Annotated in this window: 11 protein-coding genes and 1 pseudogene; 8 read left to right on the top strand and 4 right to left on the bottom strand. The window is 38.7% G+C overall.

The window, feature by feature from the left end; translation table 11 throughout:
- Window positions 1–174 precede the first annotated feature (174 nt).
- The gene (priA, locus tag AC2JBO_RS16130; protein WP_496954666.1) at window positions 175–2,919 is read right to left on the bottom strand and encodes a primosomal protein N'; all 2,745 of its coding nucleotides are present in this window, start codon (window positions 2,917–2,919) and stop codon (window positions 175–177) included.
- 995 nt (window positions 2,920–3,914) lie between these two features.
- Here priA and AC2JBO_RS16125 point away from each other — a divergent pair.
- The 4 genes from AC2JBO_RS16125 (at window position 3,915) to AC2JBO_RS16110 (ending at window position 7,383) form a co-directional block, all read left to right on the top strand.
- Window positions 3,915–5,036 carry an RpoD/SigA family RNA polymerase sigma factor gene (locus AC2JBO_RS16125; protein WP_496954665.1) on the top strand — a complete coding sequence of 374 codons (1,122 nt, stop codon included), beginning with the start codon at window positions 3,915–3,917 and terminating at the stop codon, window positions 5,034–5,036.
- Between the two features lie 164 nt (window positions 5,037–5,200).
- Window positions 5,201–5,695 (top strand): GNAT family N-acetyltransferase, encoded by a 495-nt coding sequence (locus tag AC2JBO_RS16120; RefSeq protein WP_496954664.1) that lies wholly within the window; start codon window positions 5,201–5,203, stop codon window positions 5,693–5,695.
- 251 nt (window positions 5,696–5,946) lie between these two features.
- Window positions 5,947–6,285, top strand: a complete 339-nt coding sequence (gene petJ / locus AC2JBO_RS16115) for a cytochrome c6 PetJ (RefSeq protein ID WP_496954663.1) — start codon at window positions 5,947–5,949, stop codon at window positions 6,283–6,285.
- A 165-nt stretch (window positions 6,286–6,450) separates the two neighbouring features.
- Complete coding sequence (locus tag AC2JBO_RS16110) at window positions 6,451–7,383, top strand: tetratricopeptide repeat protein (RefSeq protein WP_496954662.1); 933 nt, start codon at window positions 6,451–6,453, stop codon at window positions 7,381–7,383.
- Between the two features lie 413 nt (window positions 7,384–7,796).
- On the opposite strand, the gene AC2JBO_RS16105 is transcribed toward AC2JBO_RS16110, so the two are convergent.
- Window positions 7,797–8,969, bottom strand: coding sequence for a phosphoserine transaminase (locus AC2JBO_RS16105; RefSeq protein ID WP_496954661.1), 1,173 nt, complete (start codon window positions 8,967–8,969; stop codon window positions 7,797–7,799).
- A 353-nt stretch (window positions 8,970–9,322) separates the two neighbouring features.
- Between AC2JBO_RS16105 and AC2JBO_RS16100 the strand changes: the two genes are divergently transcribed.
- The 4 genes from AC2JBO_RS16100 to AC2JBO_RS16085 all read left to right on the top strand — a co-directional run bounded on the left by AC2JBO_RS16100 (window position 9,323) and on the right by AC2JBO_RS16085 (window position 12,505).
- Window positions 9,323–9,733, top strand: coding sequence for a hypothetical protein (locus AC2JBO_RS16100; RefSeq protein WP_496954660.1), 411 nt, complete (start codon window positions 9,323–9,325; stop codon window positions 9,731–9,733).
- A gap of 280 nt (window positions 9,734–10,013) precedes the next feature.
- Window positions 10,014–10,580: a sigma-70 RNA polymerase sigma factor region 4 domain-containing protein gene (locus AC2JBO_RS16095; protein WP_496954659.1), complete on the top strand. Its 567-nt coding sequence runs from the start codon at window positions 10,014–10,016 to the stop codon at window positions 10,578–10,580.
- A gap of 348 nt (window positions 10,581–10,928) precedes the next feature.
- Complete coding sequence (locus AC2JBO_RS16090) at window positions 10,929–11,615, top strand: hypothetical protein (protein ID WP_496954658.1); 687 nt, start codon at window positions 10,929–10,931, stop codon at window positions 11,613–11,615.
- A gap of 308 nt (window positions 11,616–11,923) precedes the next feature.
- Entirely contained in the window at window positions 11,924–12,505 is a 582-nt protein-coding gene (locus AC2JBO_RS16085) for an RNA polymerase sigma factor (protein ID WP_496954657.1), read from the top strand.
- An 18-nt stretch (window positions 12,506–12,523) separates the two neighbouring features.
- Here the strand turns inward: AC2JBO_RS16085 and AC2JBO_RS16080 are convergent.
- Both AC2JBO_RS16080 and AC2JBO_RS16075 read right to left on the bottom strand, forming a co-directional pair.
- Window positions 12,524–12,997, bottom strand: a pseudogene (locus AC2JBO_RS16080) (ATP-binding cassette domain-containing protein); the annotation flags it as partial.
- A 9-nt stretch (window positions 12,998–13,006) separates the two neighbouring features.
- Window positions 13,007–14,035 carry a M28 family peptidase gene (locus AC2JBO_RS16075; protein WP_496954656.1) on the bottom strand — a complete coding sequence of 343 codons (1,029 nt, stop codon included), beginning with the start codon at window positions 14,033–14,035 and terminating at the stop codon, window positions 13,007–13,009.
- Between the last annotated feature and the right edge of the window lie 233 nt (window positions 14,036–14,268).

Here is a 14,268-nt window from a genome sequence, read left to right as displayed (position 1 = left end):
TGTAACAAAATGGAACAATCACTTTTAAAAGCATGTTGATACACTCATTCTATTATTAGCTTATCGTTTGATTTCTTTACTTTTGATATCCATCTACTATATTGATTTAATATTTCTGTGTAAGGAACGGTGCCGTTGTAGAGACGTTACGTGTAACGTCTCTACATACGCTAACTAAATAATATTTAACGGGTCAACATCGATTGTTAAACTTACTGAGTCAGGACAGATAGAGCGAACTTCATCCCAGTTAGGTAGCTGTGGTAATGCATCGGGTGGAAATTTCAACATGATTTGCCACCGATACCTATTTGCTACCCGCATAACACTCGCAGGCGCCGGACCTAATATCTCATAACCTGACCTACCACGTAAAAATGCGGCGATGATCTCAGATGCATTGGCAACTTGAATTGCATCCAAACTACTTAAGCGCAATAAAATCAATCTACCGAAAGGTGGATAATCAAGTGCTTGACGCTGTTCTAATTCAATTTGAGTAAAAGTTGTGTAGTCATGAGTTCGCACTGCTTCGATAACAGGATGCTCAGGTGTATATGTTTGTAATATTACACGTCCTGGTTCTTGTCCCCGTCCAGCACGTCCTGCTACCTGCGTCAAAGTTTGAAACGCGCGTTCGCTAGCACGATAATCTGATAAATGTAACAGTCCATCAGCTGCGACAACTCCTACTAAAGTCACCTGGGGTAAGTCTAATCCTTTAGTAAGCATTTGTGTTCCCAGCAAAATATCGGCCTCACCATTGATAAACTGCGTCAGCAAATTACGATGGGCACCTTTATTACTGGTAGTATCACTATCAAATCGAATAACTCGCAGTTGTGGAAACTCTCTCGCTAGCTCCTGCGCTACTTTCTGTGTACCGCTGCCAAAAAACTTAAAGTAGGGGGATTCACATTCCGGACAATTACGTGGATGCCCTGTTACATAATTACAATAATGGCACCTTAACAATTGCGGCGCCCCAGACTCAATTTGATGGTACGACAACGATACATCACAATGCGGACACTCCATTACATAACCACAACTTCGACACGAAACAAAAGTACTGTGTCCACGACGATGAATAAATAAGATGCCTTGTTGTTTTTTCTCTTGGAGTTCTGTTAATGCTTGTTGTAGGCTTAAGCTAAACATTGATCTATTGCCCTGCTGTAGCTCAGAGCGCATATCAATAATTTCCACTGGTGGAAGTGGACGAGAGTTTACACGTTCGGGTAAAGATAAGTAAAGAGTGTTTCCTGTTTGTGAAGCTATTAATGTTTCTAATGCGGGAGTCGCAGAACCTAAAACAAGGAGACAATTTTCAAGTTCTGCACGCCAAGCTGCAACTGTACGTGCGTGATATGTTGGAATGGGAAAATCTTGTTTAAATGATGAATCGTGTTCTTCATCAAGAATAATTAAACCCAAGTTGGACAATGGTGCAAATACTGCACTACGAGTACCAATTACGACTTGAGGCTCTTTGTTGAGCATTTGGCGCCATGTATCGTAACGTTCACCCTCAGAAAGTCCGCTGTGATAAACACTAACCTTACTACCAAAACGCGCGCGGAATCTATCCGTGAGTTGAGGTGTTAATCCAATTTCGGGAACTAAAACGAGAGCGGATTTTCCACTTTGTAACAAAGAAGCTATTGCTTGTAAATAGACTTCAGTTTTTCCCGAACCTGTTACCCCATGCAGCAAAACAGTTGCTTTTTCAGACGAGCGAATTTGGTTGAGTGCTTGAGTTTGAGCGGGTGTGAGAGTTCTTGCAGTCTCCGTTGAGTCAAGAGTCAAGCTTCCGTGGTCGTTATCGCTTCGCAGCATTTCGCGCTCTTCAATAACTATATACCCTTTATCTGAAAGTGCTTTTAGTGTCGAAGAAGCGGCGCCAGTTACTTGTAATAGTTCAGTTAACCACATTTCGCCACCGCGCCTTCGTAATACCTCCAAAATTTCGCGTTGACGAGCAGTCATATCACCTGTAAGCGTGTAAGCACCGAGAATTACAGCTTTCTGTAATTTCGGTCGAACGCTTCGCGGTGTTTCAATATATTTTTCCACTAAACCCAATGCGGCAAGCTCGCGTACTGTACGAGCTGCTCCCTGAACTTGTTTAGAGAGAAAAACTAAGCTGTAATCTCCATCTGCTTGAAGATGCAGTATTTGTAAAATTCGCTTCGCTGTAACGGAATTTACTCTTGCAACAGAACTGCGAAATATCAATAAACATAAAACAGAAATCAAATATTCATGATTTATTAAGTTTTGTAAATAGTAAGTGACTAAATTTTGATAAGATTTTGAACTATAAGTTTTGTTTAGGGATGTTTTAGATGGCTGATTAGATGGCTGAAATAGGGGTGTGGACTGTTTTTCACCTGGAGTGGAAAAAGCGGCAACTGCGGCGCCTGCAACAGTTAAACGAACACGACGCTGTGATTTTACCAGTAATTTGGGTGGTAGTGCGGCGCGAATCACTTGGATTAAAGGTGTGTAATAATATTCGGAAACGCGCTCCATCAACTTCCAATAGCTTTCTTGGAAGAAATGTTTATGGACAACATCTTCAACTTGTTTGATTTTGTTGGGTTGTAAACCTGATGGAGGTGTGCTAGTCAAGCGTATTGCGATACCTCCTACCACTTGGGCGCCGAATGGCACACTCAAGATATCACCAGGTTTAATATCCAACTCGGTTGGTATCGAATATGGATAAAGTTTTTGCCCGTCCTTGGTTGCAAACTCAACCAACTCCGATGGAACATCTACTAAAACTTCTACCAAGCGCAGCTTTTCGCTGTGATACCTTCCCCCGACTTCTCTTACCTTCAACATCGTTGGAGCTATACAGGGTAATGGTTGGGTTGGACTAGCTTGAGTTGGACTAGCTTTGGTGGTGTACATATATATTATCTATTTATCAATGAATTATAATCCTAAACCTCGTATTAAGAGTACACACCCCTATCGATAGCCGTTTTCCTCTTCCATTCCTACCATTCGTTAACCATTAACCAAATCATTAAAAATTGTAGTTAGCAATACTTTCATTTGTCATATTACTTGATAAGTTTCCTATACCAAGTAATTTACTTGAGAAATTTAACTTAATTGCATCACCATCATCCTTATTCATACTTATTTAGATACAGACAAATTTAGATGATAATGTATGTAAAGCTGTATATTATTTTCTTTTCATATACTAAATAAGTCAGAGCAGGTTTTCCCTCTATCGATAGATATTCAACCCTATTCTGATATGAGAAGCTTTTATTTAGTTGCTCTGAACATGTTTAATTTAAACCTGTCACACGACAGTAGGTAAAAAACGCCCCCTAGAAGCATAGTTCATAGAACTGTGTATCTTTGTAGGTCAAAGCATAAACTTTCACATATTCAATTAATTACAGAAAAATTTAAGCATTGAGGAGTGACTAGAGTATTTTTCGGTTTGTTAAATTTATCTAATTTTGATTAAGGAGGGTTTGACATATCTTGTAGATGAGAAACAATAAATCTTAACCACAGGTAACTTCTGATTATATACCAACGTTTGCAGGGTATAAGCGTTAATTATTTAAGATAGAAGAACTAGCGATATTAGGCACGATTATTAGAAAGACACTAAAAATATCAAATGCCTGCCTCGTTAGATTAACTAGTTTTAGTGTAAAATCAATGACTAGTGCATTTTTTAGATACGGGACTTAAATTTTGGCTACATTTTAGCGAAAGTGTCTGCTGGTTTAGAAGGTGGAAGTTAAAGATTAGGCACACTTATTGTTTAGCTTTCATCTGCATATAACAATCTACATCTTGCAATTTGCATCTTGCATAAGTGTAGTGCGACAAAGAGTTATGTATCAATAAGAAGCAACCATTCCTCACAAAAGCCTATGAATATCGCTGAATTGGCAACAATCGAGATTATCGAAAGTCCTACTGATATCGAAGAACCATCGCTCGATATTTTAGAAGAAGTAGCTGAAGAAGCTTTGATTGCGGACAACGATGAACGTGACGGCGACCAGATGGGGGCAGCGCGTCCATCCGGGTATAATAAGACCGAGCATGATGATGCGGTCGGAGCTTTCTTTAAAGAAATGGCTCGATATCCATTGCTGAAGCCAGATGAAGAAGTAGAGTTAGCAAGGCGAGTCTGTTTTTTAGAAGAAGTTCGAGAAATACAAGCATCATTGCAAGAGAATTCAGAACAGCCAGTAACTAAAGCGCATGTTGCAGCGCAACTAGATTTAACAGAAAGGCAATTAGAAAGTCGTTTATATCAAGGTCGAGTTGCTAAACGTAAAATGATTCGCTCGAATTTACGTTTAGTTGTGTCCATTGCAAAGCGGTATTTAAATCGCGGAGTTCCTTTTCTAGATTTGATTCAGGAAGGAGCAATGGGTTTAAACCGTGCAACAGAAAAGTTTGATCCAGACAAAGGATATAAGTTTTCAACATATGCATATTGGTGGATACGCCAAGCTATAACTCGTGCTATAGCTAATGACGCGCGCACAATTCGTTTACCAATTCATATTGTTGAAAAGCTCAACAAGCTCAAAAAAGCGCAGCGTGAACTCAAACAACAGCTAGGAAGAAATCCTAACGAAGTAGAACTGGCTCAAATTTTAGAAATTCCTCCATCTCAGTTACGTCAACTTCAGCAACTGCGTCGTCAAGCGCTTTCGCTCAACCATCGTGTCGGTAAAGAAGAAGATACGGAATTAATGGACTTGTTGGAAGACGAAGATAACCAGTCTCCGGAAGCCAAGATGAACGAAAGTATGATGCGTCAAGAGATATGGGAAGTTTTGGGTGATGTTTTGACACCGCGCGAGAAAGACGTAATTTCATTGCGGTACGGTTTGACAACAAGCGAACCTTGTACCCTAGAAGAAGTTGGTAACATGTTTAATCTTTCGCGCGAACGTGTTCGTCAAATTCAAAGCAAAGCAATGCGAAAACTTCGGCGCCCACATATCGCTAAACGCTTAAAAGGATGGCTAGTTTAGAATTTTGGATTTTCCCGTATAGGGACATGAATAGATTTTGGATTTTAGATCAAAAGTTCTTTCTACTCCGGAGTGCCAGTAGTGTCGCTTTTTCGTATAGAATTTCTTTGACAGTAAACTGGAATCCAAAATCTAAAATCTAAAATCGGAAAATCTAAAATACTATGCGAACTGATAGCGGTGTAACTATACGTGCTGCTCAACCTGAAGATTGTGATGCAATTTTTTATTTAATCCAAGCTTTAGCCGAATATGAAAAATTATCTCACGCTGTAACCGGAGATGCTCTTGCACTTAAAGAGCATCTTTTTGGTTTGCACAAATTTGCCGAAGTCATTTTAGCTGAATGCGACAGCAAACCTGTAGGCTTTGCTTTATTTTTTCATAACTATTCAACGTTTCTTACCAAACCCGGTATTTATCTCGAAGATATATTTGTACTGTCTGAATATCGGCGCCTTGGTATCGGTAAAGCGCTTTTGAGTCAAGTTGCAAAAATTACTCAGTCTCGTAATTGTGGGCGCCTTGAATGGAGCGTTTTAGATTGGAACGAACCTGCAATCTCATTCTATCGTCGTATGGGCGCCGATATTTTAGACGAATGGCGAATTTGTCGTGTCACAGGTGATGCTATTACCAACTTAGCTACATATTCTTAAACAAGTTAGTAACACATCTAATTACTTTTTAACTCTTGTACTTACTGTTACAATTTTTAATATTCTTTGTTAAATCTTGATTTATATGTCAAGACATGTAACAAACAAAGTCACAAAAATTTACTGAACGTCAACAATTGTAAAGGTTTTTGCGAAGTATGACAGCCTGTCGTTTGACTATAGAAGCAGTGAACAAGAGAATATTATGAGGATATAGCACTTACCCATCCTTGTTACAGAGGGAACACTCAATGAAAAGAATTGTATCAGTACTGCTACTAGGAGTAGCAATTTTCACTTTTGCCTTCAGTCGCCCTGCATTAGCTGATGGTGATGCTGTGGCTGGAGCAAAAGTCTTCAGCGCGAACTGCGCTTCCTGTCACGCAGGTGGTAAGAACTTGGTTAACGCACAAAAAACTCTACAAAAAGATGCTTTAGAAAAGTACAATATGTACTCGGAAGAAGCAATTATTACCCAAGTTACAAAGGGTAAAAACGCTATGCCTGCCTTCAAAGGTCGTTTGAACGACGCACAAATTGCCAACGTGGCATCTTATGTATTGTCAAAAGCTGGTAAAGGTTGGAAATAGTTAATAGTGCTGAGTGCGCTCGTGCTGAGTTCTGAGTAAGAATGTTAATACTTGCTTATAAATCAGGCTTATGGTGATTCAGTTCTAATAAAAGATTAATAGGGGTGCAGCGTTGCTGTGCCCCTATGGCAATATAAACACAATTAGCAATTCGAGAGGTTTATTATGAATTGCTCGTTTAAGTTCGTTCTTTTGCGCTCACGATTAATATTAATTAGCGTTTTAACTATTAGCTTGCTATTTTTTCAGGTCAGTTCAGCAGGCGCCAGTTCTATTCCAGTTTCCGCAGCTAATATTTTTCGCTTAGGTGTGGAAATGCTACACCAAGAAAATTATACTGAAGCAGTAGTTAAATTTACTGAAGCAATTGATATTAGAAAAGATTATAGCGCAGCTTACAGTAATCGTTGTCTTGCTAACCTTCAACTAAAAGCTTATCAGAATGCTGTTACCGATTGCAATCAAGCAATAAATTTAGCACCAAAAAATATCGAAGCGTATATAAACAGAGGGATTGCTTATTATCGTCAAGGTAATTATACTGCTGCGATTGACGATAATAATCGTGTTCTTGCCCTAAATCCTCATGACTTTCGAGCTTATTACAATCGAGGTGTAGCGACTGCGGCACTATCTAATTACAGTAAAGCCATCATAGACTATCAGCGCGCATTATCACTAATGAACAAAACCCCTAGTTATTTACGTGCGGATATATATAATGATATGGGTTTGGCAAAGTTTCACCTCAATGACTACGATGCTGCAACTACAAACTTTACGCTTGCAATTAGTCTCAACCCACAATCTGAACGCGCGTACTTTAACCGAGGTTGCACATGCGGTAAAAATGGTGATAATTTAGGCGCCGTCAACGATTTTAGTAATACAGTAAGACTTAACCCTAGTAACGCTCAAGCATACGTAAATCGAGGTATCGCTTATCACAATTTAGGCTATGAACAAGCAGCAATATCCGACTTGCAAACCGCAGCAGCGTATTTTGGAAAACAAGGAGAGCAACTTGCTAGAAAGAAGACTTTAGGACTAATTAAAATAGTCCAAAGACAAATTCCTACAATTGAAGAAACTGTCTAACTTCAAAGATTTTCATACACCTCATCGTCATTACGTTTCCCAACTCTAAAAATTTAGACTGAATCTTCTAATATTCTATACAGAATACGATATTCACCTTGGTCAACTCGGTATACACCGGGTTGCCCTTTAAGTTGTTTATAGTCTTGAGGTCTAGGTTCTTCTGCTAAAAGTAAAATTTTCCCTACTATAGCACATAAGAGTTAGATCTGCTCCCAATTTACAGGCATACCAAGGTGTTTATCATTAAAATTGGTAAGTGGATACCGTGATTTTGATGCCCTATTCAACGAAGATGAATAATTGATATCGGTAAAAAACCGGGTTCCTTAAAACCCGGTTTTTTGTACTTTCGGAGTTGAAGTTAAGGACTGAAGTCATTACTACGGAGGAACTCCAAAACTACGATTATGCTATTTCATTTCATTTTTGACTGTTGCGAAACCCCAATCTAACCAAGGTAGCAATGCTTCAATATTGCTAGTTTCTACGGTGGCACCTCCCCAAATTCGTAGTCCCGGTGGCGCCGAACGGTAAGCTGCAATATCATAGGCAACTCCCTGTTTTTCGAGCAGTTTTGCTAGTTTTTTAGCACATTCGGCTTGTTGTTCTAGAGTTAAGCCAATAAACCACTCGTCCACAATTTTAATACAAATCGATGTACAAGAGCGAATTTCTGGCGTTGATGCCAAAAATGCAGCCCAGTCACTTTGCTCAACCCATTTTGTAATTGCTGCTAGGTTGGCTTCGCTACGATTTATCAGTCCAGAAAGACCACCAATACTTTCTGCCCACTTCAACCCGTCAAGCGCATCTTCAACACACAACATTGATGGAGTATTAATAGTGTCGCCCTTGAAAATACCTTCGATGAGCTTACCTTTTTCGGTCATCCGAAATAATTTTGGCAAAGGTCGAGGTGGTTGGTAGGTTTCTAAGCGTTCAACAGCACGTGGCGATAGTACTATTACACCATGTTGTGCTTCTCCACCAAGGACTTTTTGCCAGGAGTAGGTAACTACGTCGAGTTTTGACCAGTCTACGTCCATTGCGAATACTGCTGAAGTTGCATCGCAAATTGTTAAACCTTCGCGGTCGTCTGGTATCCAGTCTGCATTTGCAACGCGGGCGCCACTTGTAGTACCATTCCACAAAAACACTACATCATGGCTAAAATCAACCTGACTTAAGTCGGGTAAGCTACCATAAGGTGCCTTCATTAAACGAACATCAGATAGTTTCAACTCGTCGGTAACATCTTTTACCCATTCTTGACCGAAGCTTTCCCACGCCAGGATATCGAGAGGTAATTTACCTAACAGTGACCACATCGCCATTTCTACGGCGCCTGTATCGGAAGCTGGAACTATTCCCAAGCGGTAATTTGCAGGAACACCAAGGATTTTTTTCGAGAGTTCGATAACTTCAGCTAATTTAGCTTTACCATCTGTTGAACGGTGCGAACGCCCTACGCAAGCGTTAGCAAGATTTGATGCAGACCAACCGGGACGCTTTGCACATGGACCTGAAGAGAAATGCGGAACGCTCGGTTTGACGGTTGGAGGATTTAGCAGAGTTTCTAGCATCGGTCTGAAATTTTAGCTACAAGAGTGCAGGATTACATCATAATCTGTATTAGGGTTATTTTTACCTGAGTCAAAAATACAGTCAAATTTTACAGTCCAAAATTACCATTACTTCCTATTTTGTCTTATTAGTTACAAAGACATGCTGATTGAATGAAAGCCCACGATTTATACTAGTTTCTTTGCTCTGTTTTAGCTCCAGAGACATAAGATACTTTTTGCTTATGAATTTGCGACTTAACTAATAAATAAATTTATGATGTTGAGTTGATAACATCCGTGTCACAAAGACGTGAAACCAACATATATAACTGTAATAAACATGATTCTCCTGTTATTTTGTGGAGATAATTATGGTAGAAAAATTAAATCAATATTTTGCAGGTCGCTCATCTACAGATCAAAGTGTATTTCCACACTTACATCGGGTGCTTTCTTATACGGAAACCAAAGAGTATATCAATTGGTCGTGCAAACAGCCTTCTCATCACAGAAACTTTGCAGAAACTTTACACAAAATTGTAGAGCAAGTAGATTTTGATACTTTTGATGAAGCTTTAGCTGCCCTTGGTTACGAATATTATCGTTTAGCTTCTTTACCTAAGTTAAATGAGTCCGATTCTCAAAGGATGCTGCTAATTTTAAGTTTCGCAGAAATTGATGTCACCCTCAGTCATTTAATTAATGCTATTGATGCATCTTTAGCTTCCCCTGATAGTAACTCTAATTTTAACTCTGACAATCCCGATAATAATGTCGTTTAATTTGCGAGCATAATTACTAATCAAAACAAATGCATTGTCGAGGCGCCCTAAATAAAGGTCCCTCGATAGAAAGTGCTGTTTAATATAAGCAATATATTTATAAAGATTCCCTGCAACCCCCAATACTTGAGGGGAAACTTGGGGGGATCAATTTGTTCTGTTCGTATTCTTGTCACGAATTATCAAATATCTTCATTTTTAATTAGAACACTATCACAAGTGGTATGTGTGAGTATTCTTTTTACTCTATAGAAATTTATTTTTGGGGAGGGAAATCCAAATGCTTGGGTTCACACCAAATCGTTCTTTGCATAAATCAGTAAAATCGATGTACGCTAGGCTAATTGTCTTCTTCAGTAGATGTTTATATCAAGTTGGATTAAGTAACCGTTACTACCCAGAAGAAATTTTATCAGAAGCGGTACTTTGTTTAGGACGCACGCTCAAAATGAACAACAACGTTTATAACCACGAAGCTTGGTTGAGAAAAGCTGGTTTCTTGTATATTCGAGAAATACTACGTGACGAAGGCAAGTTTGGAAGTAATGTAGATGTGGATGTCGATACAATCAAATATAGTAACGGCGTTGAGCAGCTAGAAAGCGAAGAAACTTGTCAATTAGTTAATGAAGTAATACTAATGTTGTATCACACTGAGCGTGAACTACTAGAAATGCGCTTTTACAATAATATGTCTTGGGATGAAATCGTACATTTTTATGCTTCTCAAGGTAAAGTCATATCAATCCCAGCACTGCGACAACGTGGTTCTCGTGCCATCAAGTCGCTGAGAAAAGTATTTATAGACCAATTACGATTAGCACCCTCAGATAAATTAGATGTATAAACCATATGTATAAAGCAGATGTATAAAAGTGTTAATAATTTATCAATTACATAGTAAATATGAACTAAGCCCACGTTGTAGATATTTCAAGTGTAAATCTGTAAATGATAACCAAAATCACAAAAACAATATTTTTGTCTAGGAAATTGAGCAAACTATGAAATAATGTATTATGATTTTCATCCTCCTGGTAGTATATGTCGTGAGCTAGGAAATTATACTTATACTGCCTCATCAGTTTTTAGCGTTCTAATTTCTTTTAATAAACTTTACAATAAAGCCTTTAAAAAAAGGTCACACTTATATCTATCAAATCATTAACAATCGGAGAGTTAGAAATCTAAGTTAATGACGTTTGAAGAATTTGACCCAAAAATCACACCTGGACACAGTGTGTTCAATGACCTGCACGAGTGTCATGCTGTGCAGAATATCGTGATTGAGAGAAATTTACAGTTCGAGATATTAATGGTAAGCTTAAGTACGATATGGCGAATGCTAAGTGAAGATTCAGAACAAAATCATCAGTTATCCAGTGCATCAAGCTATTCTTGCTGTCAACTAAAAAATAGTTACAGTACAGAGTTAAAACTATCATTGGAATGCATAAATAATGATAGTGATTTTATAAAAATGGAACATGTTGTTAAAGAAAGAAGACGGATTAAAAATATGCTTTCAATATTGATTAATAATTATAATTTAGAGAATAATAGTATAAATGATAGTACATTGAAAGAAGTATATGAAGAACTTTTCTGGTTAGTGCAAGAGTATTACAGACTATCTTCACTACCGAATCTTACAGATAGTGATACGAAGCGAATGCTATTAATTCTTGAACTAGCCCAAGTTGACCCTCAATTAGATGATTTTATCACTAAAATTGACGCTGCGATTGCTGAAGAAGTAGGGTTAATGGATAATGATTTATCGACGGATGCTACAACTGCTTATAATTCGACAAAAGAATTTAAAGAGGTTTTTATTCAGTATCTAGAGCAAAATTTAACTAACTTAGATGATGTGGAGTAAAAATTAATATACATACATTCTGGCACGCATGTTGGCGCAAGCAAGAAACGCAATAAGAAAAACTATTGTGAACAGACAGGTTCAAATCGATTTGCTGCTTGCTTTTAGACGAGTATGCAAAGAGTATATAGGTAATTATGTCACATAAGCAAGCAGCAAGTCATTAATTTGTAGCAAGGATAGCGAAAAAGCTCGTAACGCGATTTTGATTGCGTCACATATTCCCATTCATATATTCGTTCGCTATAAGTTCCTTTGAATTTTCCCATCCTTGTGATGAATGTCTACCGCAACCTGGAATCCAAAGTATGTCACAAGTCGAGGCAATCACAAAATCGTTTGATAGCCATTTTTCACAGTTACAAGATAAGGATTTACTATTAGCTCTACGTAATTCTTACCGTTTGCGTCTCAGGCAATATGGACTATTGGGTAAATACGAAGCAGATGAAATTCTCAATGAAGCTGTTTCGCGTCTATCAAAAGCGATTAAGTCTGGTAAGAAAGTTTACAACCTTTTACCTTGGTTACGTAAAACGGGTTTACATATTATCAATGAAATAAGTAGAGAAACGAATCGACGTAAAACTATCGATAGTCCAAACTTTGACTTTGAAGAGTTTCTACCGGACGAGCGACTGCAAAACTTTGCAGATGACTCGGAGCTTTATAAACGCTTAAATCAAGCATTAAAGGAGTTGGACATTCAAGACAGGAAGTTGTTGGTAATGCGGTATTATCGTCAACTAGCATGGCAAGATATCGCTAAAACACTATCAATAGATGGAGTGGAACTATCAACAGAAGCGTTGCGGAAAAGAGGTTCGCGCGCGCTTGCAAAGCTACGAAAGATTTTTATCACTAAGTATTTACAAGATTATGAATATTAAATAGAGATTAATTAGAGATTAATTGGAGTTCGATAGTAATTTACCATCTTCCATATTAACAATACGGTCAGCTATATCTAAAATGCGCGTATCGTGAGTAACCAAAAGCACTGTGCAACCTTCTTCTTTTGCAAGACGCTGAATAATATCTACTACGTCACGTCCAGTCTTGCTATCTAATGAAGCTGTTGGTTCGTCAGCAAGAACTAATTTTGGTTGAGCAACTAATGCACGTGCTATGGCAACTCGCTGTTTTTGCCCTCCCGATAATTTCTCTGGATAATAATCTACACGGTCTCTGAGTCCGACTGCTTCAAGAATTGCAACCGCGCGCTGACGGTGTTTATGAGTAGGAATGGACGGATGAAGTTTGAGCGACATTCGGACGTTACTATAAGCGGTAAGACATTTAAGTAAATTGTGGTCTTTTGGATTTTTATATACATGCTGCATTAGTTTAATAAACCGCACTCTTACGCGAAGCGCGCAAAGAAAGAGGGACTAGCTTGAAGTTGGTGTTTTCAAATCGTTACTGCTTTCAAGTAGTTTACTGGTTGCGTTTACTATAACTTGCGTGGAACCTGTAAAGAAGTCGCGGTCAATAGTTGTGGGTTTATCTGTAGGTTGGTGGTAGTGAGGGGTTCGTAAGTTTGCTGTATCTGTTACAAGTACTGCTCCTATACCTTGATACCAAAATGGTGCGTGGTCACTACGAAGAGTGTCAGGAGTTAGTAAACCTTTGAGTGGTATTGGTACTGTCAGTACAACTGGTAAATTTGTAATTTCTGATGCATTTGTTTGAAAGCAATTGAGTATTGGTAAATGTTCTATGTCACCAACTACCGTAAGAAAATCTCCTTTATCGCTGGGTGGTGTAACGGGTAATGTTGGGGGGTATTTTTGACAACCTATAGTATGACAAGCGTAACTTACCATATCCATAACGACTGCACCGCGTAGATTTTTTAGGTTTACTGCTTTCTTTACATAAGCTTGACTTCCCAATAACCCAGTTTCTTCTTTGTCGAATAGTACCAGCTGTAAACCGCGCGGTGTTGGTTGTGATAATAGTCGAGCAACTTCCAATACTACTGCGACTCCGCTGGCGTTATCATCTGCACCTGGAGATTGATATACTGTGTCATAATGGGCGCCTACTAAAATGCTTCCTGCTGTCCTATCAGTTCCTGCTCGTTCAGCGACAACGTTAACTCCCTGTGCAAAGCTTTGTAATTTTGGTTTCCAACCGTATTTTTTAAGTTCGGCAATAATATAGCTACGCGCGTTCCGTCGTTCAGCATCGGTGTAACGTTGAAAATTCAACTTTTGAATATGAGTAAGCAAATTTTGACTCGCTACCAATGGAGAACTCACCGCAGCTTCTAACTTTTGTTGCGGCGCCGTGTTCGCTGGATTCTCAACTTTAATTGTATCAATACTCTGTTGCGGCGCCTGCTCGAAAAAACTCCTACCAGCAACTATACCTAACGCTACTATTACCAACAGTACCAGCCAAATTAATTTTTTCATAAGAGTCAAAATAAAACGTAGGGTGCGTGACGCTTACAACAATTCCTAAACGAAGCAATCGATCTCGTAGCGTCACGCACCTTACTTAATAGTTAAGAGGACGTAGGATTCTAAATGACAACACATCTTTTGACTGAGTTCCTAATATGTTAAGGTGCGTGACGCTTGTAAGGTGCGTGACGCTATTAGACTTGCTCTTCGTTTCAAAATTTTGGTAGCGTCACGCACCCTAC

This window comes from Calothrix sp. CBUCES-K 9914 (genome assembly GCF_059640475.1).
This window is presented reverse-complemented; position numbering and strand designations above follow the sequence as displayed.

Bases quoted from the DNA above. Each gene is read 5' to 3' on its own strand.
- AC2JBO_RS16110 (WP_496954662.1), top strand. From the start codon at position 6,451: ATGAATTGCTCGTTTAAGTTCGTTCTTTTGCGCTCACGATTAATATTA.
- petJ (WP_496954663.1), top strand. From the start codon at position 5,947: ATGAAAAGAATTGTATCAGTACTGCTACTAGGAGTAGCAATTTTCACT.
- AC2JBO_RS16085 (WP_496954657.1), top strand. From the start codon at position 11,924: ATGTCACAAGTCGAGGCAATCACAAAATCGTTTGATAGCCATTTTTCA.
- AC2JBO_RS16075 (WP_496954656.1), bottom strand. From the start codon at position 14,035: ATGAAAAAATTAATTTGGCTGGTACTGTTGGTAATAGTAGCGTTAGGT.
- AC2JBO_RS16125 (WP_496954665.1), top strand. From the start codon at position 3,915: ATGAATATCGCTGAATTGGCAACAATCGAGATTATCGAAAGTCCTACT.
- AC2JBO_RS16090 (WP_496954658.1), top strand. From the start codon at position 10,929: ATGACGTTTGAAGAATTTGACCCAAAAATCACACCTGGACACAGTGTG.
- AC2JBO_RS16120 (WP_496954664.1), top strand. From the start codon at position 5,201: ATGCGAACTGATAGCGGTGTAACTATACGTGCTGCTCAACCTGAAGAT.
- priA (WP_496954666.1), bottom strand. From the start codon at position 2,919: ATGTACACCACCAAAGCTAGTCCAACTCAAGCTAGTCCAACCCAACCA.
- AC2JBO_RS16105 (WP_496954661.1), bottom strand. From the start codon at position 8,969: ATGCTAGAAACTCTGCTAAATCCTCCAACCGTCAAACCGAGCGTTCCG.
- AC2JBO_RS16095 (WP_496954659.1), top strand. From the start codon at position 10,014: ATGCTTGGGTTCACACCAAATCGTTCTTTGCATAAATCAGTAAAATCG.
- AC2JBO_RS16100 (WP_496954660.1), top strand. From the start codon at position 9,323: ATGGTAGAAAAATTAAATCAATATTTTGCAGGTCGCTCATCTACAGAT.